Below are 19,284 nucleotides of genomic sequence, written 5' to 3'. Positions count from 1 at the left end.
CGGATAATCACACTTACTTATTTTTTCTTAGTATTACGCCCATATACCAGCCACGTGATCACGACGCAGGCGATATAGAAGACAAGGAAAACTTTCATTGCGCCCGCCGGAGAGCCGGTCAGCTCCAGCGAAATACCAAACGCTTTCGGGATAAAGAAGCCGCCAATCGCGCCAATCGCAGAGATAAAGCCCAGAGCCGCCGCCGTATCGGTCGCCGCTTCACGCATGGCCTGCTCTTCGCTTCCCCCCTGCGCCTTCACGCGATCCATGGTCAGCTTGCGGAAGATCACGGAGATCATCTGGAAGGTGGACGCACTCCCCAGCCCGGCCGTCAGGAACAGCACCATAAACACCCCGAAGAAGGCGATGAAGTTACCGCCCTGTCCGTCTGCCGGCAGCGTCAGAAACAGCAGCGCACAGAAGACCGCCATCACGACGAAGTTAACCAGCGTCACGCGTGTCCCGCCGAGACGGTCAGAGATCATGCCGCCAACGGAACGCGCCAGGGCACCAATAAACGGCCCGAAGAAGGCAAAGTGCAGGATCTGAATTTCCGGGAACTGCGTTTTCGACAGCATGGCGAAGCCCGCAGAGAAACCGATAAACGAACCGAAGGTGGCCAGATACAGCAGCGCCATTACCCATAAGTGCCCACGTTTCAGCACCGGCAGCTGTTCGCTCAGCGACGCTTTCGACGCGGACAGGTCATTCATAAAGAACCAGGCTGCAAGGGTGAACACCACCAGGAATGGCACCCAAATCCAGGCCGCATTTTGCAGGTACAGGGATGAACCATCCGCCTGCTCAACGCCACCGCCGCCAAAGGCAGCAAAGATGGAAACCGAAATCGCCAGCGGCGCAATCAGCTGCATCACGCTGACGCCCATATTCCCCAGACCGCCGTTAATGCCCAGCGCACCGCCCTGCTTCGCTTTCGGGAAGAAGAAGCTGATGTTTGCCATACTGGAGGCGAAGTTCGCCCCGGCAAAACCGCACAGCAGAGAGATAATCACGAACACGCTGAACGGCGTGGAGGTATCCTGCACCGCGAAGCCGAGCCAGACGCAAGGAACGATCATGATGCCCGTGCTGAACGCCGTCCAGCGACGACCGCCAAAGACCGGTACCATAAACGCGTAAGGGACACGCAGCAGCGCACCCGACAGCGACGGTAACGCAGTCAACATAAACAGCTGATCGGTCGTAAACGTAAACCCAACTTTCGGCAGGTTGACCGCCACCGCACTAAACAACATCCATACGCAAAACGCTAACAGCAAACACGGAACGGAAATCCACAGATTCCGGCTTGCAACACGATGGCCGCGCTGCTGCCAGAACGCCGGATCCTCTGGACGCCAGTCAGTAATAACGGCACCACTTTCCCTTTCGGGAGCGGATGAGTGACTCATAGACACCTCTGATTCTCGAATGATGCTGCAAACATTAGGGTTTTAAGGCGGCGGTAAGTTGATATAAATCAAAGGAAAAGTGGGAGGATTTGCGGCACAAAAAAAGGGCTTATCCTTAGTGAGTAGGCTAATTCGACAAAAAAGACGTGGTTTTTCACGGCGCTGACGCGTTCCTGCCACCCCCGCGTTCTGCCCCCTACTCCGTTGGCAATTTAGGGGTAATCCTTTATTGGTATGGGTATACTCCAGGGTATGCACCAGAATAGCGCCATTCCTGCAAGCAGGCCACGTCAGGAGCACGCCAACTCTATGTTAAAAAGATGTTTATCTCCGCTGACGCTCGTGAATCAGCTCGCCCTGATTGTTTTGCTGTCCACCGCCATTGGCGTGACCGGCATGGCGATCTCCGGCTGGCTGGTACAGGGAGTACAGGGTAATGCGCATGCCATTAATGAGGCAGGCTCACTACGCATGCAGAGTTATCGCCTGCTGGCATCGGTTCCCCTGACGCAGGCCGATCGGCCCTTAATTGATGAAATGGAGCGCACCGCGTTCAGCCCCGAGCTGGAAAATGCCGCCATTCGCGCCGGTCAACAATCCCAGCTTAAAGCCCTTCAGGGGTACTGGCACACCCAGCTGCAGCCGGGCCTGAAACAGGCGCACAGTACAGAGGCTGTCCAGGACGTGGCGGGGTTCGTTACACGCATTGACGCGCTGGTCTCCGCGTTCGACCAGACCACCGAACTACGCATCGACCGGGTGGTAATGGTGCACCGGGCAATGGCGCTGTTTATGGGGCTGCTGCTGATCTTCACTATCGTCTGGCTTCGCGCCCGGCTGTTGAATCCCTGGAAACAGCTGCTGGCGATGGCCCGCGCGGTCACCGCGCGCGATTTCACCCAGCGCACGCACATCAGCGGACGCAACGAGATGGCGATGCTCGGCCAGGCGCTCAACACCATGTCGGCAGAGCTTTCCGAGAGCTACGCGGTGCTGGAACAGCGCGTGCAGGAAAAAACGGCGGGCCTTGAGCAGAAAAACGAGATCCTCTCCTTCCTGTGGCAGGCCAACCGCCGCCTGCACATGCAGGTGCCGTTATGCGAACGTCTCTCGCCGGTGCTGAACGGTTTGCAAAATCTGACCCTGCTGCGCGACCTGGAGCTGCGGGTCTACGATGTGGAAGACGAAGAGAACCATCAGGAATTTACCTGTCAGTCGGATATGTCCTGCAATGACAAAGGCTGCCATCTTTGCCCTCGCGGCCTGCCGCCGCTGACCTCCGGCGGCACCACCCTGAAGTGGCGTCTGACGGACAGCCACACCCAGTACGGCATTCTGCTGGCCACCCTGCCAACCGGACGCCACCTGAGCCACGACCAGCAGCAGCTGGTGGATACGCTGGTTGAACAGTTAACAGCCACGCTGGCGCTCGACAGGCATCAGGAAAAACAGCAGCAGCTGATCGTCATGGAAGAGCGCGCGACCATCGCCCGCGAACTGCACGACTCCATCGCCCAGTCGCTCTCCTGTATGAAAATGCAGGTCAGCTGTCTGCAGATGCAGGATGCTGAGATGCCGGAAAGCAACAAGCAGCTGCTGAGCCAGATCCGCAACGAGCTGAATACCTCCTGGATCCAGCTTCGCGAGCTGCTGACCACCTTTCGTCTGCAGCTGACCGAGCCGGGCCTGCGCCCGGCGCTGGAAGCCAGCTGTCACGAATTTAGCGCCCGGCTGGGGTTCCAGGTGAAGCTGGATTACCAGCTGCCGCCGCGGTTTGTCCCCTCCCATCAGGCCATCCATTTACTGCAGATCGCCCGCGAAGCGCTGAGCAACGTGCTTAAGCATGCCGGCGCGACGGCGGTAACGGTCACCGTCAGCCAGCACAGCAATCAGGTGAAACTGACGGTTCACGACAACGGCCGCGGCGTGCCGGAAAATGCCGAACGCACGAATCACTATGGTTTAATTATTATGCGAGACCGCGCCCAAAGCCTGCGCGGTGATTGCCAGGTTCGCCGGAGAGAGACGGGTGGCACGGAAGTTGTCGTCACCTTTATTCCCGAGAAACCGCTCACAATTGCTCAAGGAGATACCCATGACTAATCAGGAACCGGCATCCATCCTGCTGATCGACGACCATCCGATGCTGCGTACTGGCGTGAAACAGCTGGTCAGCATGGCACCCGATATCACCGTGGTAGGCGAAGCCAGCAACGGCGAACAGGGCATTGAGCTTGCCGAATCCCTCGATCCCGATTTGATCCTGCTCGTTCTGAATATGCCGGGCATGAACGGTCTGGAAACCCTCGACAAGCTGCGGGAAAAATCGCTCTCCGGGCGCATCGTCGTCTTTAGCGTGTCGAACCACGAAGAGGATGTGGTCACGGCGCTCAAGCGCGGGGCGGATGGCTATCTGCTGAAAGATATGGAGCCGGAAGATCTGCTTAAGGCACTGCAGCAGGCGGCGGCGGGCGAGATGGTGCTCAGCGAAGCCTTAACGCCGGTCCTCGCCGCCAGCCTGCGGGCAAACCGCGCCACCTCTGACCGTGACGTCAGCCAGTTAACCCCGCGCGAGCGCGATATTCTCAAGCTCATTGCCCAGGGGCTGCCGAACAAAATGATCGCCCGCCGCCTGGATATCACCGAAAGCACGGTCAAAGTGCATGTGAAGCATATGCTGAAGAAAATGAAGCTAAAATCGCGCGTGGAAGCCGCGGTATGGGTTCACCAGGAACGCATTTTTTAAGGGTTATTCATCCGGCAGCAGCTTCCAGCGCGGGTCGTCGTCAGGTAACGCGACCAGCGGCTGCACCACGGTCAGCGTGATTTCATTCGATGAGACGCACTGGCCTTTCTCATCTTCCACCACCGCCGACAGGTGCCAGCGGTTTGACGCCCCTTCCCGGTCATCCCAGGCGGGCATGATCACGCTCCAGCCGTCGCTGCTGTTGCTTTTAGCCGGCGATGTCAGACTCAACGCCTGCGTATCCCCCTGCCAGTGGATCTGGCGGATGCCGTGCGTGCTGCGAACCTGCAGCTTCAGCATGACGGTTTCGCCCCCTTTCAGATCCCACGGCGGCGTGGCCAGCCAGACGGACAGCGTTTTGCGCTGACGGAACTCCATCACCGGCAGGCTGTTGCGCTCCGGTGAATCATAGCGGCTTCCGCGCAGGGAGCGCGTGGCGGCGACTTCACTGGCTGAAAGCTGTTTGGCCAGCGGCACGCCAAAGCGGTAGTTGAGCTTCAACCCGAGGTTATTCTGGCTCTCGCCACTCTCGCCCTGCTTATGCGCGGCGGTCAACGTCACCAGCGGAACGGGGGTATAGTTAAGTCCCAGGTTGACCGCCACCGGATTGTGATAGCCGGTGCCGCTATTGAACAGATCGACGTTGTCACCAAAATATTGCTCAACGCTGAGGCTGGTATTCAGATGATGGAACCACGGCAGCCAGGCGTTGGCCGTCACGTCATATCCGCGCGCCATGCGCTGCTCCTGAATGTCCGAGCGCTCACGCCAGCTGGCAAAGGGCTGATAATAGTTCGCCGACAGGTGCAGATTTTCCCCCCACACTTCCGCGCCCAGCCCGGCACGCTGCAGGTTTTCATCCAGCAGATTATCGTAAAAGGTGTTATAGCCCAGCAGCCATTTCCCGGCGATCCAGCGCTGCCCGATGCCGGCGTTACTGACCAGACCATCCGTCTGCTGCGTCAGGCCTAGCTGGCTCCAGCTCAGGTAGCGGTTGTTATCGTTCCAGGGGATAAACCAGCTCCCGCTGCTGCCGTTGAATTTGCCCTCGTTATCCACCAGCACGTTCACGCTGGCGTTCCCCCAGGGCGAGAGCCAGGACTCAATCTGCTGGTTCACCTCGCCGCTCACCGCGTCGCGCACCTGACCAAAGGCAAACTGACGCGCCTGCTCGCCGGTTGTCAGGCCGTTGTCGGTCATACTGGCTTCGCCAAAGGATTTCGCCATTTCGGCCAGGTGTTTTTCCCCCTCGCCTGTGGGCGTCGCCATACCAAGGTCGGGCAAACTGTCCCCGTTATTATCAAAGGGATTCAGAGCCTGATGCATAAAGGAATTCGGCGCACCGTGAACGGCTCCGACCGTAAGAAAGGAGAGTAAAAACAGCAAACGAAAGCGGGACGGTACAGCCATCAGCGTCGTCAATAAGAACCTGTGTTTATGAATAAACTCTTATTATGTTAACGCGATAAGCCCTGAAATGCAGTCCTGGCGGACATTTCAGGATTATCCTGAAACAGATTGTCGCCCTTACGCCATTATCCAAACAGCCCTTTCAACTCCGGCACGCAGGAGCCACAATTCGTACCACAGCGCAGCTTCGCCCCCAGCGCGCTGACGGAATCACAGCCTCCGGCAATCGCCTCCCGTATCGCGTTTTCCCCGACGCTGAAACAGGTGCAGATAATGCGCCCCGGATCGCGGTGCTTCCCCACGTCCTGCCCGTTCAGCAGCGCATGGCGCGCAGCAGGCGTCGGGGGTGGCGACTGAAAAGCGGCCTCGATGACCGTATGCGCCAGCGCCGGTAACGCGGTGCCTTCCCAGAACCCGAGCATCAGCTGGCCTTCATGCCAGGCCAGTACGCTGCTGCGTGCATCCGTTTGCGCAGTCTGCAACTGCCAGCCGCGGGCGCGGGCGTAATCCGCGACCCAGGAGAACAGCGGCGTATCCCCCGCCACCGTCAGGCGTGAGGCTTTACGCCACCCGTGCGCCGATGGCGGCAGCTCCGGTAGCGCACGGGCATACAGTTCTCCCTGCCAGGCGGGCTGCCAGGGCATGATCCTGACGGCGGTTTGTTTACTCTCCGGCTGGCCCGAAACCGGATCGCAGCGCCCTTCCACCAGCGCATTCACCTTTCCCTGACGGGAAAACTGCGCGTTCCAGTGCATCGGGGCAAACGCCTCACCCTCGCGCTGACTGTCACGGACGCACACTCGCGCCACCATCACGCCGCGCGGCGAGCTGATGCGCGCCAGCTGGCCGTCGCACAGGGAGAACAGAGCGGCGTCCGCAGGGCAAACCTCAACAAACGGTTCGGCGATATGCTGCATCAGTCTGGCCACATATCCCGTACGGGTCATGGTGTGCCACTGATCGCGAATGCGCCCGGTGTTAAGGATCAGCGGGTAGAATGCGCTGACCGTCGCACCGTGCGGCTGAGGGGTAACCGGAACGATGTTCCGGCGCGGAAAATCCCCTGTCGACCACTGATAAGGCTCAAGCTGCTCCCACGCGTCACGGCTCAGCGTAGCCAGGTCATGAAGGTTTAACGCCCGCGCGCCGTCATTTTCAAAGGCGGTCAGCGCCGCATGCTCGCAAAAAATCTCGTGGGGATGCTGCCAGGCAAAGGCGTCACCGTGCCCCAGTTGTTTCGCCACCTGCGCGACAATCCACCAGTCCGGCTTCGCTTCGCCCGGCGCTGGCAGAAACGCGCGCTGGCGGGAAATACGCCGCTCCGAGTTCGTCACCGTTCCCTCTTTTTCTCCCCAGCCCAGCGCCGGAAAGCGAATATGGGCGAAGCGGCTGGTGTCGGTATCCCTCATCACCTCAGAGACAATCACCAGCGGACAGTTCGCCAGCGCCTGGCACACCGCGTGGCTGTCCGGCAGCGAGACGGCAGGGTTGGTGCCCATGATCCACACCGCCTTCACCTCGCCGCGGGCGATGGCGTCAAACAGCTCCACCGCCATCAGGCCCGGAGTTTGCGCCAGCCGCTCCGTGCCCCAGAAACGCGCCACCCGTGAAAGATCGTCTGGCTCGAAGTTCATGTGCGCCGCCAGCTGATTCGCCAGCCCGCCCACTTCCCTTCCGCCCATCGCGTTTGGCTGGCCGGTCAGGGAAAACGGGCCGCAGCCCGAACGGTTAAATTTCCCGCTGGCAAGGTGAACGTTAATGATGGCGCTGCATTTGTCGCTGCCGCTGGAGGACTGGTTGATCCCCATGGTGTAGAGCGTAATGGCCCGGGGCGCCGTCATAAACCAGTCGTAAAATGTGGCAATCTCCTGCGGCGTGAGGCCGCAAAACGCCGCTACGCGGGATATCGGCCACGCGTCCGTACCCTGAATCACATCCAGCAGACCGACAAACAGCCCGGCGTCGCTCCCGGGCGCGAGCGCAAGATGCAGGTCGGCAATATCACAGGTGGCGGTTCTGCGCGGGTCAATGACCACCACTTTCATCTCGGGACTGGCCTGTCGCGCCTGCACCAGCCGCTGGTACAGCACCGGATGCGTCCAGGCCGCGTTTGAGCCAACCAGCACCACCAGGTCGCTGTTTTCCACATCCTCGTAATTGCACGGCACGACGTCTTCACCGAAGGCGCGTTTATAGCCCACCACCGCCGACGACATGCAGAGCCGGGAGTTGGTATCGATGTTCGCCGCGCCGATAAACCCCTTCATCAGCTTATTGGCGGCGTAGTAATCCTCCGTGAGCAATTGCCCGGAGGCGTAAAAGGCCACCGCCTGCGGCCCCCAGGTGTCGATGATCGCCCGCAACCGCTCGCCAGCCGCGCCCAGCGCCTGCGTCCAGTCCCCTTCAACACCGTCAACCACGGGGTGCAGCAACCGCCCCTGCAGACCCATCGTTTCTCCCAGGGCCGATCCCTTCACGCACAGGCGGCCAAAATTCGCAGGATGGCTTTCATCCCCCCGAACGCTTACCGTTTCACCTTCCACGCGGGCGACCACGCCGCAGCCGACCCCACAGTAGGGGCACGTTGTCCGGGTTTCCATCATGAGGCCTCCGCGCGCAACACCAGGGCATCGTTGCCAACCCACACTTTGCCCTCTTCAATTTTCACCGGCCAGGCACGAACCGCAGGTTCGCCGTTATCCACCTGACAGCCGTCGCGCAGGCGAATACGCTGTTTGTAGAGCGGCGAAATCACCACCGGCTCGCCCGCCGCATCGCCAAGAATGCCGCGGGAGAGCACGTTCGCACTGCTGCCCGGCTCCCGATCGTCGAGGGCATAGACGAACTCACCAAAGCGGAACAGCGCAATCGGTTTACGCCCAAGCCGCGCGCCAATGCCCGCCTGCTCCGGGATGTCGTCGATGCCGCAAATTTCCTGCCAGCGCTTGTTGTTCTCCGCGGCGGTGTCGTTCACGGCGGTGCGGAACAGCGCCAGGCGGTTGGGATCGTTAAGGGTGGTCTGCCATTCACACTGGTAGGTTTCCACCACCCGGGCCATCTCCTGCTCCAGCTCGTGGGCAATGCCAAGGCTGTCGTTGAGGATCACCTCCCGCAGGTAGTCGAGACCGCCTTCCAGGTTGTCCATCCAGGTGCTGGTGCGCTGCAGGCGATCCGCCGTGCGGATGTAAAACATCAGGAAGCGATCGACGGTGCGGATCAGCGTTTCATCATCAAGATCGCTGGCAAAGAGATCCGCGTGGCGCGGCTTCATGCCGCCGTTGCCGCACAGATAGAGGTTCCAGCCTTTGTCCGTGGCGATGACTCCGACGTCTTTACTCTGCGCCTCGGCGCATTCGCGGGTACAGCCTGAGACGGCCATTTTGATTTTGTGCGGCGCGCGCAGGCCTTTGTAACGGTGCTCCAGCCTGACCGCGAGGCCGGTGGAGTCCTGCACGCCGTAGCGACACCACGTCGACCCGACGCAGGATTTCACCGTGCGCAGGGATTTGCCGTAGGCGTGCCCGGTTTCAAACCCGGCCTCCACCAGCGCCTGCCAGATCGCCGGCAGTTGATCAAGGGTGGCACCGAAAAGGTCGATACGCTGGCCGCCGGTGATTTTGCTGTACAGGTTGTAGCGTTTGGCAATCTGACCGATAGCAATCAGCCCGTCTGCCGTCACTTCCCCTGCGGGCATCCGCGGGACGATGGAGTAGGTGCCGTCCTTCTGAATGTTGGCAAAGTAGCGGTCGTTGGTGTCCTGCAGCGGCAGGTGTGACGGTTTTAGCAGGTATTCATTCCAGCAGGAGGCCAGCACCGAGCCCACCAGCGGCTTGCAGATCTCACACCCGTGCCCCTGCCCGTAGCGGCTAATCAGCTGGTCGAAGGTGCGAATATGGTTGACGCGCACCAGGTGGTAAATCTCCTGGCGCGAGTACGGGAAGTGTTCGCAGATATCCTTTTTCACCTCCACGCCCTGCTCAGCCAGTTGGCACTCCATCACCTGCTTCACCAGCGCGCTGCACCCGCCGCAGCCGGTTGCCGCTTTGGTGCACTGCTTGACGGCGCCGATGTCCGTCGCGCCGGCGCTCACCGCCTGGCAGATATCGCCTTTGCTGACGTTATGGCAGGAGCAGATTTGCGCGCTTTCCGGCAGCGCCGCCACGCCGAGCGCTTTTGGCGCACTGCCTGACGATGCGGGTAAAATCAGCGTCTCCGGCTCTTTTGGCAGGGCGATGCCGTTGAGCATCATCTGCACCAGCGTGGCGTACTCGCTGGCATCGCCGACCAGCACGCCGCCTAGCAGCGTTTTTCCGTCGTGGCTCACCACCATTTTTTTGTAGATCTGCTGCGGGCCGTGCGTCCACTGGTAGCTCAGCGCACCCGGCGTGCGCCCGTGAGCGTCGCCGAACGAGGCGACGTCCACGCCCAGCAGTTTTAGTTTGGTGCTCATATCCGCGCCAGTGAATGTTTTATCCTCTCCCGCCAGCGCGGCGGCGGCCACCCGCGCCATCTGGTAGCCGGGCGCGACCAGACCAAAGATTTTCCCCGCCCACAGAGCGCATTCGCCGATGGCAAATACGTTCGGGTCGGAGGTCTGACAGCGATCGTCAATGCAGATCCCGCCACGCTCGCCGATAGCCAGCCCGCTGCTGCGCGCCAGCGAATCCTGCGGACGTATGCCCGCAGAAAAGACCACCATGTCCGTTTCCAGCTGTTCGCCATCTGCAAAGCGCAGCACCAGCCCGTCGTCCGCGGGGGCGATTTCCGTTGTCGCTTTGCTGGTGTGAACGCTGACGCCCAGCGCCTCGATTTTCCTGCGCAGCATTGCCGCGCCGTCGTTGTCGAGCTGGACCGCCATCAGGTTGGGCGCAAACTCCACCACGTGGGTTTCAAGCCCGAGCTGCTTCAGCGCATTTGCCGCCTCCAGACCCAGCAGCCCGCCGCCAATCACCACCCCGCGGCGAGAGCCCGCCGCATGCGCCGCAATCGCATCCAGATCGTCAAGGGTGCGATAGACAAAACAGCCCGGTAAATCGTTCCCCGGCACGGGTGGAACGAACGGGTATGAGCCGGTCGCCAGCACCAGTTTCTCCCAGTGGGTTTCATGCCCGCTGGCGGTGCGCACCACGCGTGCATCGCGATCGAGTGCGACAATCTGCTGCGACAGGCGCAGCTCAATGCCGTGGTCGGCAAAGAAATCCCCGTCCACCAGCGAGAGCGACGCCGCGCTGCGGCCGCCAAAATATTCCGACAGATGCACGCGGTCATAGGCGGCATAGCGCTCCTCGCCAAAGACAACAATCTGATACTGCTGATGCAGATTGCGGCTAACGCAATCTTCGAGGAAATGGTGGCCGACCATACCGTGCCCAACCACCACCAGAGTAGGTTTTGTCATAGCGTTCTGTCCTGCAACCTGCGGTTGCGTAGTGAAACGATCGAACAGCCAGTCCGCATGGGCGGGCGCAGCTGTTGCCAGTAAATCGGTGAAGGTTGCCGCTCTGCGGCAGTCCCCCATCAGCAGCACGCCAGCCAGCGCGCCGCGGTGAATCAATAAGCGTCGGTAGTGGCGCGTAAGGGGATCCCATGCGCTCCAGACCACGTCCTCCGGTTGCACCGTGGCGCGACCGGCGGTGAACAGTTCAATGCCCGTCACCTTGAGGCGCATCCCGCTGTCCGTTGGGGCAAAAGAGGCTACGGCCTCCCCGGCCAGCCGGGCGGCGAGGATATCCGCCTGCGCCAGACAGGGCGCCACCAGGCCAAACGTCTGGCCGTCGATCTCACAGCATTCGCCAATGGCGCTGACGTTCGCCGCGGAGGTCTGCATCTGCGGATTCACCACAATGCCGCGGGCGCAGCGAACGCCGCTGGCTTTGGCCAGCGAGATGTTGGGCTGAACGCCGGTGGTCAACACCACACGGGTGGCGTGAATCCGCTTGCCGTCCGACAGCGTCACCGACTCCGCCGCGATGGACGCAATCCCGGACGAAAGCGCGCAGCGCACCCCGCGTGCTGCCAGCGCCTCTTCCAGCAGGACGCCAGCCTGCTGGTCCAGTTGCTGTTCCATTAACCACGCCCCGCGATGTACCAGCGTGACGTTGTCACATGCACTGGCAAGCGCGGCGGCAGCCTCAACGCCGAGCACCCCACCGCCCAGCACCACCGCCGGGCCCGGGATAGCCTGAATCGCGCCGATATCCGTCAGCCGACGGAAGGTAAAGACGTGAGAGGCATCCCCGCCAGGGATAGGCGGCACAACGGGCGTTGATCCGGTGGCAAACACCAGCTCATCCCAGACCAGCGTGGTTTGTGCCGTACGGACCAGCCGCTTCTCAACATCTACCGCGAGCACCTTTTCCCCCCTTCGCACCGTCACACCCCGGGACTCATACCAGGCGTCATCCTGCAGGCGGATCTGTTCCGCCTGTTTTTCCCCACCCAGCACCGGCGAGAGCTGGATGCGGTTGTAGGCGTGTTCCGGCTCATCGCCCAGCACGGTAATCGCGAAGCGACCGGGAGCACGCGCGGTCAGCGAGGCGATCAGCCGCGTTGCTGCCATGCCATTGCCGATAACGATCAGTCGCGTCATGGCTGCCCCTTTATGCCGCTTTGGGCTGTTTTTCATAAAGGAAATGCAGGATCTGCTGACGCAGATGGTGATAGCGGCTGTCGTCCGCCAGCTGCACCCGGTTACGCGGGCGCGGCAGGTCAACTTGCAGGATCTCCCCGACGGTCGCCGCCGGGCCGTTAGTCATCATCAGTACGCGATCGGAGAGCAGTACCGCTTCATCCACATCGTGGGTGATAAGCACAATGGTGGTGTTCAGCGCCTGCTGGATCTGCATCACTGAGTCCTGCAGATGGGCGCGGGTCAGCGCATCCAGCGCGCCAAACGGCTCATCCATCAGCAACACCTTCGGCTTCATCGCCAGCGCGCGGGCAATGCCGACGCGCTGCTTCATGCCGCCGGAGATCTCTCCCGGCCGCTTATGCAGGGCGTGCCCCATCTGCACGCGATCGAGGTTGTGTTCAATCCACTCCCGACGCTCCGCCTTGCTCATGGTGTGGCGGAACACGTGATCCACCGCCAGGGCCACGTTGTCGAAGCAGGTAAGCCACGGCAGCAGGGAATGGTTCTGGAACACGACCGCGCGCTCCGGACCCGGCCCGGCGATTTCACGGTTATCGCAAATCAGCCCGCCTTCCGTCGGCAGCGTTATTCCGGCGATAAGGTTCAGCAGCGTCGATTTACCGCAGCCGGAGTGACCGATCAGGCTCACGGTTTCACCTTCGTGAATATCAAACGAGACGTTTTGCAGCGCCAGAAACTCACCGCTGGCGGTGGAAAAACGCTGGCTCACGGCCTGGACCTGAATTATCGGTTTCATCTTCGCTCCTTATTTTTCCTGCCAGCTAAAGCGGCGGGCGATCAGCATCAGCCCCTGCTCCAGCAGTAACCCGACCACGCCAATGATGACGATGGCGATGAGAATGTTTTCGACGTTGAGGTTGTTCCACTCATTCCAGATCCAGAAGCCGATCCCTAAACCGCCGGTCAGCATCTCGGCGGCGACAATGACCAGCCAGGCAATGCCGATGGACAGGCGCACCCCGGTCAACACCGCCGGCAGCACGGCCGGAAAGAGAATACGGCGCAGGATGGTCCACTCGGAGAGCTGCAGCACGCGGGCAACGTTGAGGTAGTCCTGTGGAATACGGCGCACCCCTTCAGCGGTGTTGATCACCATCGGCCAGATCGAGCAGATAAAAATGGTCCAGCTGGAAGCCGGCTCCGCTTTCTGGAACAACAGCAGGCCGATAGGCAGCCAGGCCAGCGGGCTGACCGGGCGCAACAGCGCGATGAGCGGGCTGAACATGCGTGAGAAAAAGGTGAAGCGACCAATCAGAAAGCCGAGCGGGATCCCGGCGAGCGCGGCCAGGCCAAAGCCCACCGCCACGCGCTGCAGTGAGGCGAGCACATTCCAGCCGATGCCCATGTCGTTGGGGCCGTCACGGTAAAAGGGATCGGCGAACAGCGTTAACGCCGAGTCGAGGGTGCTGAGCGGCGTCGGGAATCCTTTGCTGTTGATCGCGGCCAGTTGCCAGAGCACGACCAGCAGCCCCAGCCCCAGAAACGCCGGAATGAGGCGCTGAAAAATCGCGTTCATCCGGCGGGCAAACGTCGGGGTACGGCGGCGAACCTGCACCGGAGGCAGAATAATCACCTCCCCACTCTCCGGCGTCTCGTGTGATGTCGTCTTTTGCAGATGCTGCATAATCAGGCCCCTCTACGGTGAATAGCGAAACGGTTGGCGTATCCTTCCGGGTCGGTACCGTTCCAGACGGTGCCGTCCATCAATGTGCTGCTGCGCAGCGGTGACGCCGGGACGGTAATCCCCCCTACTGCCGTGGCGGCATCCTGCCAGACCGAGGTCTGGTTAATGCGCTGCGCAATGCCCGCATAGTCCGGGGCGGATTTGAGCAACCCCCAGCGGCGGAACTGGGTTAAGAACCACATGCCGTCGGAAAGATACGGGTAGCTGACGGCACCGTCGTTGAAGAAGCGAATCGGATGCGCGTCCTGCCAGCGCGAACCCACGCCGTTGTCGTACTCGCCCAGCATCCGCCCGGTAAGGTACTGCTCTTTGGTGTTCAGCCACGCGCGGCGGGAGAGGATCTGCGCGGTCTCGCGTTTGTTTTCCGGGGACGCGTCAATCCAGCGCGCCGCCTCCAGCACGGCGCTGACCAGCGCCCGCGCGGTGTGCGGGTTTTTCTCCACCCACTCGCGACGCGTGCCGAGGATTTTTTCCGGATGATCGGCCCAGATGGACTGAGACGTCGCAGCGGTAAAACCGATACGATCGTTGATGGCCCGCGCGTTCCACGGCTCGCCGACGCAAAAGCCGACCATGTTGCCAATGCGCATGTTCATCACCATTTGCGGTGGCGGTACCACCACGGTGCGGACATCGTCAAACGGATGAATGCCCGCGCTGGCCAGCCAGTAGTAGAGCCACATGGCATGCGTGCCGGTCGGGAAGGTATGCGCAAAGGTGTATGTCCCCGGCGCCTGCTGCCCGGTCAGCTTTTTCAGCCCGTCGAGATCGCGAACACCCTTTTCGGCCAGATCGGCGGAGAGCGTAATCGCCTGCCCGTTCTGGTTGAGGGTCATCAGGTTGGCCATCTGCTGCGGCTTTCCGGCGATCCCCAGCTCCAGTCCGTACAGCAGGCCGTAGAGAATGTGCGCGGCATCCAGTTCGCCCGCTACCAGCTTGTCGCGCACCGCCGCCCAGCTCGCCTCTTTAGTGGGCACGATGGTGATGCCGTACTTTTTATCAAACCCTTTCAGCGCTGCGATAATCACCGGCGCGCAGTCGGTCAGCGGGATAAACCCGATGCGCACTGTTTCCTGCTCCGGTTTATCCGAGCCTGCCGCCCATGCGGCCTGCATGACCCCCGGTAGCAGCATTGCCCCACTCGCCAGCATGCTGGCCTGCAAAAACCGCCGTCTCGACAAATCCGCCATGACCACTCCTGAAAAAAAACCCAAAAAAAAAGCGCCCGACAGTGCCGAAGCACCGCTGGACGCCTTTATCCCGAAGACTGATGCACCGCCGTTGGCGCACCGTCAAAAATGGTTAATCTGATAATGCAAAGTGAATGCCAGGTTTTAACGCGCAGTTTTCGCGGTGCCAACCGCCTTACCCTCACGTTTACGCACCTCAATCAGGCACAAAATGCCCACGGATTGTGCAGCTACTCCTTTGGTGTTACTTCCCAGAGGTGCTTCACCATGAGCAGCGCGCGGGCGATATCCACCATTCTCTGGTTCTTGTCCATCGCCATTTTGCGCAGCGCCGTCCAGGCCTGTTCTTCACTCATATTCTGGTGGGTCATCAGCACGCTTTTCGCTTTATCAATGGTTTTACGCTCTTCAAGCGTATCGCGCAGCGACGCAAGCTGACGGGAGAGTTGCTCTATCTCGCGCGCCTGCTGGCGAACCAGGGTGAGCAACGGTTTTTCCGGGTAGTGGATCAGCGGATCGTCTTGCTCATCGGCGGGCGGTGCGTAGTCGTCGTCACGGTGAATACGCGCGTCCACGGCGAGCATCAGATCGGCAATCATGGTCTCTTCCAGCGCGCGCAGGTGTTCAAGGCGCGAGGTTTGCAGGGCGAACCAGGTCAATGCGGTAGTGCCATTATCGGCGGCAGGCTGGCGGGTGCAGGCCACGCGCCGGAGTTGCTCCGTTTCACGATCGGGCTGGCAGTTCAGGGTAAAGGTGGTCTGCACCTCAGCGTGGCTGTGCGAGAGAAAGATCTCAAAACAGGCCTGCTGTCCGTCAATGCGGTCAACCAGCCTCTGGCGGGTGACATCATCGAAAAAGCCCTGCGTGAAGCCAATCGCCCCCAGGGCCCGCTCTTGTCCCGCCAGCTCTTTCCCCTGCATCAGGCTATACAGGGCGACAAAACGCCCGGCGATGTGCGGATCGTCAATGCTGTCATTAAGCTGCGGCACGATACTGAGCAGATGGCGAAGCATGCGCGAGTAGTGCTCCATCGCCTGCGGCGCCGTAAGGGTTTGCTGGCGCACGCCGTCACGCAGGGCGGGAAGCATATCCAGGCTTTGCAGCGCGCCGCCGATGCGTTCACAAACGGCACTTCCCGGAACAGGGGACTGTTTGTCGAGAATGCCATACAGGGCAGCCAGGTTTTCATCCACCAGCGCCCGGCTGGCTTTGCATTCGGGGGCGTAAAGCTGACCCTGTGAGCAGAGCCAGACGTTGGAAGCCCCGCGCTCGCACTGTAACATGTGCACCAGCTGGCTGATGCCATGCACAAGCACGCCCAGCTGTGCCAGTTTGCTGAGCTGCTCCCGGCGCATCGTCCTTGCGCGCTGGAGCCATTCGTTAGCCCCTGGTGAAATGCCAGCCATTAATGTCATGCTTACTCTCCGGAACAGCGAAACCCGTGAAAGCTAAGCAATATTCGTGCCTTTATAAGAACAGGAGTCAAGATGCAAAAGATTGTGATTGTCGCCAACGGTGCGGCCTACGGCAGCGAATCCCTTTTTAACAGCCTGCGTCTGGCCATTGCGCTGCGCGAAAAGGAGAGCGACCTGGCGTTGCGACTCTTTTTAATGTCGGACGCGGTCACTGCAGGTTTGAAGGGGCAGAGACCCGCAGAGGGCTATAACATTCAGCAGATGCTGGAGATCCTGACCGCGCAAAATGTGCCGGTGAAACTGTGCAAAACCTGCACCGACGGGCGGGGCGTCACCGGCCTGCCGCTGATTGACGGCGTGGAGATCGGTACCCTGGTTGAACTGGCTGAGTGGACTCTGACCGCTGATAAAGTATTAACTTTTTAATAATAAACCCGTAAAAATATTTTTTTCTTATGGACGCGGTTTCAGCATCAAGTTTACCTGCTGGGTTGCCGATAGGCATGGAAACAACACAGCAGGTATTTCACTTATGTTCAGATCGATTCGTGCTCGCATTATTGCCGCGACGACAGGCTGCCTGGTCGTCGCCCTTCTCCTCAATACGGTTATCAACTTCCAGGTCACGCGCCAGGATAACCAGCAGTCCCAGCGCGATATCCTGACCAGCACCAGCGCCAGCCATAATATGGCGATTGCCGACTGGGTCAAAAGCAAGATGACCGTGATCGCCTCCGCCCGGAGCGTGGCGCTGAGTGATGATCCGGTTCCGGTGTTTAAACAGCTTGCCCAGGCGGGTGGGTTCACCAACGTCTATGTGGGCTACGCCAGCAAAACGGCAAAATTCTCCGAGCCTGCCGGTGTACCTGCGGATTATGATCCGACCATTCGCCCGTGGTATCAGCAGGTGGTCAGCACCGACGGTCCGGTTGTGACTGCGCCGTATGTCGACGCCGGAACCGGGAAACTGGTGGTGACCTTCGCCGTGCCGGTGAAAGAAAATGGCGCCCTGAAAGCGGTCGTGGCGGGTGATGTGGCCATGGACAGCGTGGTGGCGAACGTGCGCGGGATCCATCCTACCCCGGCCAGCAGCGGGTTACTTCTTAACAGCGATGGCAGCGTGATTGCGGCTAACGATCCGGCTCTGACGCTCAAACCGTTTGCTGAGACCATCAAAGGCATCGATTTTGCCGCACTGAAAAGTGGCAATCTGGTCGACGGAACCCTGAATGACGTCGAGAAAACCTTCGTGGCGACCGCCGTGCCGGGCACCAACTGGCTGTTAGTGGTCGCCCTCGACAACGGTGACGCCACCTCCGGCATGCGTTCCCTGCTTAAAGCATCGGCGATTTCGCTGGTGATCCTGGCGCTGCTGAGCGCGGCCATTGTCCATTTCCTGATTGCCCGTCTGCTGAAGCGTCTGTCTGACATTCGCGACGCGATGCATAACATTGCCAACGGCACCAACGATCTGTCGCAGCGCCTGCCGGACGCCGGCGAGGACGAAGTCGCGCAGATCGCCCAGGCCTTTAACGCCTTCAGCGATAAGCTCGCGGTGGTGATGGTGCAACTCCGTGATGCCAGCGAGTCGGTGAAAAATGCCGCGCAGGAGATTGCCGCCGGTAACCAGGATCTTTCCGGACGTACCGAGCAGGCGGCATCCAGTCTGCGCGAGACGGCCAGCGCCGTGGAGCAGATCACCGCCTCCGTGACCCAGTCAAATGAGTCGGCGGCGGAAGCGAACGACCAGGCGAGCAAGGCCTCAGCGGCCGCGGCCCGCGGCGGCGAGGTGGTATCGCAGGCGATCAGCACCATGCAGTCCATCGAAGTGGCGTCGGCCAAAATTGGCGATATCACCAGCGTGATTGACGGTATTGCTTTCCAGACCAACATTCTGGCGCTGAACGCTTCCGTCGAAGCGGCCCGCGCCGGCGAGCAGGGTCGCGGGTTTGCCGTGGTGGCGGGCGAAGTGCGCAACCTGGCCAGCCGTAGCGCCCAGGCGGCGAAGGAGATTAAATCACTGATTGATTCCACCACCGACAGCGTGGCGACCGGCTCTCGCTACGTACATCTGGCCGGGGAAAGCATGGATGAGATCCGCTCCAGCATCGGCAGCGTCTCCGGCATCATGCGCGAAATCTCCATCGCCACCAGCGAGCAGATGAAAGGCATTCACGAGATTAACCACGCGGTAACCCATCTCGACCGCATGGTACAGCAGAACGCCGAACTGGTCGTGCAATCTGCCGCCGCGGCTGGTGCCCTGCAGAGCCAGGCGGGCGACCTTGCTGAAACCGCCGGCCATTTCCGCATTTAATGTTAATCCGGCGCGCGTTTAGCGGCTAAAACGCGCGCCAGCTGACATTTTGAGGAATATTGTCATTTTTGTTTAATCGTTATGCCATTTTTTGATCAAAATCAGCATCCCACCCCCTCCCCTTTGGTGTTATGCCATGAGTGAATTGTGAACAACATCACGCTCGGATATGGCTGCAGGGAGAGCGTTGTTTAAGACTACGGGGTAAAAAATGGCACTGGTAAAAACAAGTTTGAAACTGTTTGGCGGGGATACGGTCGTGGTGCGCTGCTCAGAGCGCTGTCGTATTCATCTGATGAGTTCAAAGGCACAGAAACAGTCCCAGGCGGATATTCTGACCGTGCAGGATGACAAAGCCTGGCTTACCGTGCCCTATACCGGCACGTGGGATGTGCTGATCGACAGCCACAGTCAGTCACTGGAGCATTCCGTCAGCTACGTGGCAGCATAACGTCACA

14 protein-coding genes are annotated in these 19,284 nt (G+C 60.4%); 6 read left to right on the top strand and 8 right to left on the bottom strand.

Features of this window, described 5'->3' with window-relative positions; translation table 11 throughout:
• Positions 1–17: 17 nt before the first annotated feature.
• On the bottom strand, positions 18–1,412 hold the full coding sequence (locus C5687_RS10400; protein WP_095449167.1) for a NarK family nitrate/nitrite MFS transporter: 1,395 nt from the start codon (positions 1,410–1,412) through the stop codon (positions 18–20).
• Between the two features lie 309 nt (positions 1,413–1,721).
• Between C5687_RS10400 and narX the strand changes: the two genes are divergently transcribed.
• Both narX and narL read left to right on the top strand, forming a co-directional pair.
• Positions 1,722–3,515 (top strand): nitrate/nitrite two-component system sensor histidine kinase NarX, encoded by a 1,794-nt coding sequence (narX, locus tag C5687_RS10395; RefSeq protein WP_104556895.1) that lies wholly within the window; start codon positions 1,722–1,724, stop codon positions 3,513–3,515.
• Positions 3,508–4,158, top strand: coding sequence for a two-component system response regulator NarL (gene narL, locus C5687_RS10390; RefSeq protein ID WP_104556894.1), 651 nt, complete (start codon positions 3,508–3,510; stop codon positions 4,156–4,158). Before narX ends, narL begins: the two co-directional genes overlap by 8 nt.
• A 3-nt stretch (positions 4,159–4,161) precedes the next feature.
• Here the strand turns inward: narL and C5687_RS10385 are convergent, their stop codons facing one another.
• The 6 genes from C5687_RS10385 to C5687_RS10360 form a co-directional block, all read right to left on the bottom strand.
• A complete protein-coding gene (locus C5687_RS10385) occupies positions 4,162–5,568 on the bottom strand; it encodes a YchO/YchP family invasin (RefSeq protein WP_104556902.1) in 1,407 nt (468 codons plus the stop codon).
• Between the two features lie 125 nt (positions 5,569–5,693).
• The gene (locus C5687_RS10380; RefSeq protein WP_104556893.1) at positions 5,694–8,171 is read right to left on the bottom strand and encodes a nitrate reductase; all 2,478 of its coding nucleotides are present in this window, start codon (positions 8,169–8,171) and stop codon (positions 5,694–5,696) included.
• Complete coding sequence (gene nirB / locus C5687_RS10375) at positions 8,168–12,157, bottom strand: nitrite reductase large subunit NirB (RefSeq protein ID WP_104556892.1); 3,990 nt, start codon at positions 12,155–12,157, stop codon at positions 8,168–8,170. Before nirB ends, C5687_RS10380 begins: the two co-directional genes overlap by 4 nt.
• 10 nt (positions 12,158–12,167) lie before the next feature.
• On the bottom strand, positions 12,168–12,956 hold the full coding sequence (locus tag C5687_RS10370) for an ABC transporter ATP-binding protein (RefSeq protein WP_104556891.1): 789 nt from the start codon (positions 12,954–12,956) through the stop codon (positions 12,168–12,170).
• 9 nt (positions 12,957–12,965) lie between these two features.
• The gene (ntrB, locus tag C5687_RS10365; protein ID WP_059387005.1) at positions 12,966–13,844 is read right to left on the bottom strand and encodes a nitrate ABC transporter permease; all 879 of its coding nucleotides are present in this window, start codon (positions 13,842–13,844) and stop codon (positions 12,966–12,968) included.
• A gap of 2 nt (positions 13,845–13,846) precedes the next feature.
• A complete protein-coding gene (locus tag C5687_RS10360) occupies positions 13,847–15,094 on the bottom strand; it encodes a CmpA/NrtA family ABC transporter substrate-binding protein (protein ID WP_104556890.1) in 1,248 nt (415 codons plus the stop codon).
• On the opposite strand from C5687_RS10360, the gene C5687_RS25230 reads away from it, so the two are divergent.
• The gene (locus tag C5687_RS25230) at positions 15,093–15,215 is read left to right on the top strand and encodes a hypothetical protein (protein ID WP_263575158.1); all 123 of its coding nucleotides are present in this window, start codon (positions 15,093–15,095) and stop codon (positions 15,213–15,215) included. The genes C5687_RS10360 and C5687_RS25230 overlap by 2 nt on opposite strands.
• Before the next feature lie 109 nt (positions 15,216–15,324).
• Here the strand turns inward: C5687_RS25230 and nasR are convergent, their stop codons facing one another.
• Positions 15,325–16,509 (bottom strand): nitrate regulatory protein NasR, encoded by a 1,185-nt coding sequence (gene nasR / locus C5687_RS10355; protein WP_059387003.1) that lies wholly within the window; start codon positions 16,507–16,509, stop codon positions 15,325–15,327.
• A gap of 72 nt (positions 16,510–16,581) precedes the next feature.
• On the opposite strand from nasR, the gene C5687_RS10350 reads away from it, so the two are divergent.
• The 3 genes from C5687_RS10350 to C5687_RS10340 all read left to right on the top strand — a co-directional run bounded on the left by C5687_RS10350 (position 16,582) and on the right by C5687_RS10340 (position 19,277).
• On the top strand, positions 16,582–16,935 hold the full coding sequence (locus C5687_RS10350; protein WP_025756532.1) for a DsrE/DsrF/TusD sulfur relay family protein: 354 nt from the start codon (positions 16,582–16,584) through the stop codon (positions 16,933–16,935).
• 106 nt (positions 16,936–17,041) lie between these two features.
• Positions 17,042–18,826 (top strand): methyl-accepting chemotaxis protein, encoded by a 1,785-nt coding sequence (locus C5687_RS10345; protein WP_047958853.1) that lies wholly within the window; start codon positions 17,042–17,044, stop codon positions 18,824–18,826.
• Between the two features lie 211 nt (positions 18,827–19,037).
• Positions 19,038–19,277: a DUF1883 domain-containing protein gene (locus C5687_RS10340; protein ID WP_010432930.1), complete on the top strand. Its 240-nt coding sequence runs from the start codon at positions 19,038–19,040 to the stop codon at positions 19,275–19,277.
• Positions 19,278–19,284: the final 7 nt, after the last annotated feature.

The sequence above is a fragment of the Enterobacter sichuanensis genome (assembly GCF_002939185.1).
Lineage (GTDB): Bacteria > Pseudomonadota > Gammaproteobacteria > Enterobacterales > Enterobacteriaceae > Enterobacter > Enterobacter sichuanensis.
Note: the sequence above shows the minus strand (reverse complement) of the source record. Positions and strands in the feature narration are given on the sequence as shown.

What these genes read in the sequence shown, in the direction of transcription:
- C5687_RS10385 (WP_104556902.1), bottom strand. Translation starts at nt 5,568, where the DNA reads ATGGCTGTACCGTCCCGCTTTCGTTTGCTGTTTTTACTCTCCTTTCTT.
- nirB (WP_104556892.1), bottom strand. Translation starts at nt 12,157, where the DNA reads ATGACGCGACTGATCGTTATCGGCAATGGCATGGCAGCAACGCGGCTG.
- C5687_RS10350 (WP_025756532.1), top strand. Translation starts at nt 16,582, where the DNA reads ATGCAAAAGATTGTGATTGTCGCCAACGGTGCGGCCTACGGCAGCGAA.
- narL (WP_104556894.1), top strand. Translation starts at nt 3,508, where the DNA reads ATGACTAATCAGGAACCGGCATCCATCCTGCTGATCGACGACCATCCG.
- ntrB (WP_059387005.1), bottom strand. Translation starts at nt 13,844, where the DNA reads ATGCAGCATCTGCAAAAGACGACATCACACGAGACGCCGGAGAGTGGG.
- narX (WP_104556895.1), top strand. Translation starts at nt 1,722, where the DNA reads ATGTTAAAAAGATGTTTATCTCCGCTGACGCTCGTGAATCAGCTCGCC.
- nasR (WP_059387003.1), bottom strand. Translation starts at nt 16,509, where the DNA reads ATGACATTAATGGCTGGCATTTCACCAGGGGCTAACGAATGGCTCCAG.
- C5687_RS10345 (WP_047958853.1), top strand. Translation starts at nt 17,042, where the DNA reads ATGTTCAGATCGATTCGTGCTCGCATTATTGCCGCGACGACAGGCTGC.
- C5687_RS10370 (WP_104556891.1), bottom strand. Translation starts at nt 12,956, where the DNA reads ATGAAACCGATAATTCAGGTCCAGGCCGTGAGCCAGCGTTTTTCCACC.
- C5687_RS10340 (WP_010432930.1), top strand. Translation starts at nt 19,038, where the DNA reads ATGGCACTGGTAAAAACAAGTTTGAAACTGTTTGGCGGGGATACGGTC.
- C5687_RS25230 (WP_263575158.1), top strand. Translation starts at nt 15,093, where the DNA reads ATGACCACTCCTGAAAAAAAACCCAAAAAAAAAGCGCCCGACAGTGCC.
- C5687_RS10360 (WP_104556890.1), bottom strand. Translation starts at nt 15,094, where the DNA reads ATGGCGGATTTGTCGAGACGGCGGTTTTTGCAGGCCAGCATGCTGGCG.
- C5687_RS10380 (WP_104556893.1), bottom strand. Translation starts at nt 8,171, where the DNA reads ATGATGGAAACCCGGACAACGTGCCCCTACTGTGGGGTCGGCTGCGGC.
- C5687_RS10400 (WP_095449167.1), bottom strand. Translation starts at nt 1,412, where the DNA reads ATGAGTCACTCATCCGCTCCCGAAAGGGAAAGTGGTGCCGTTATTACT.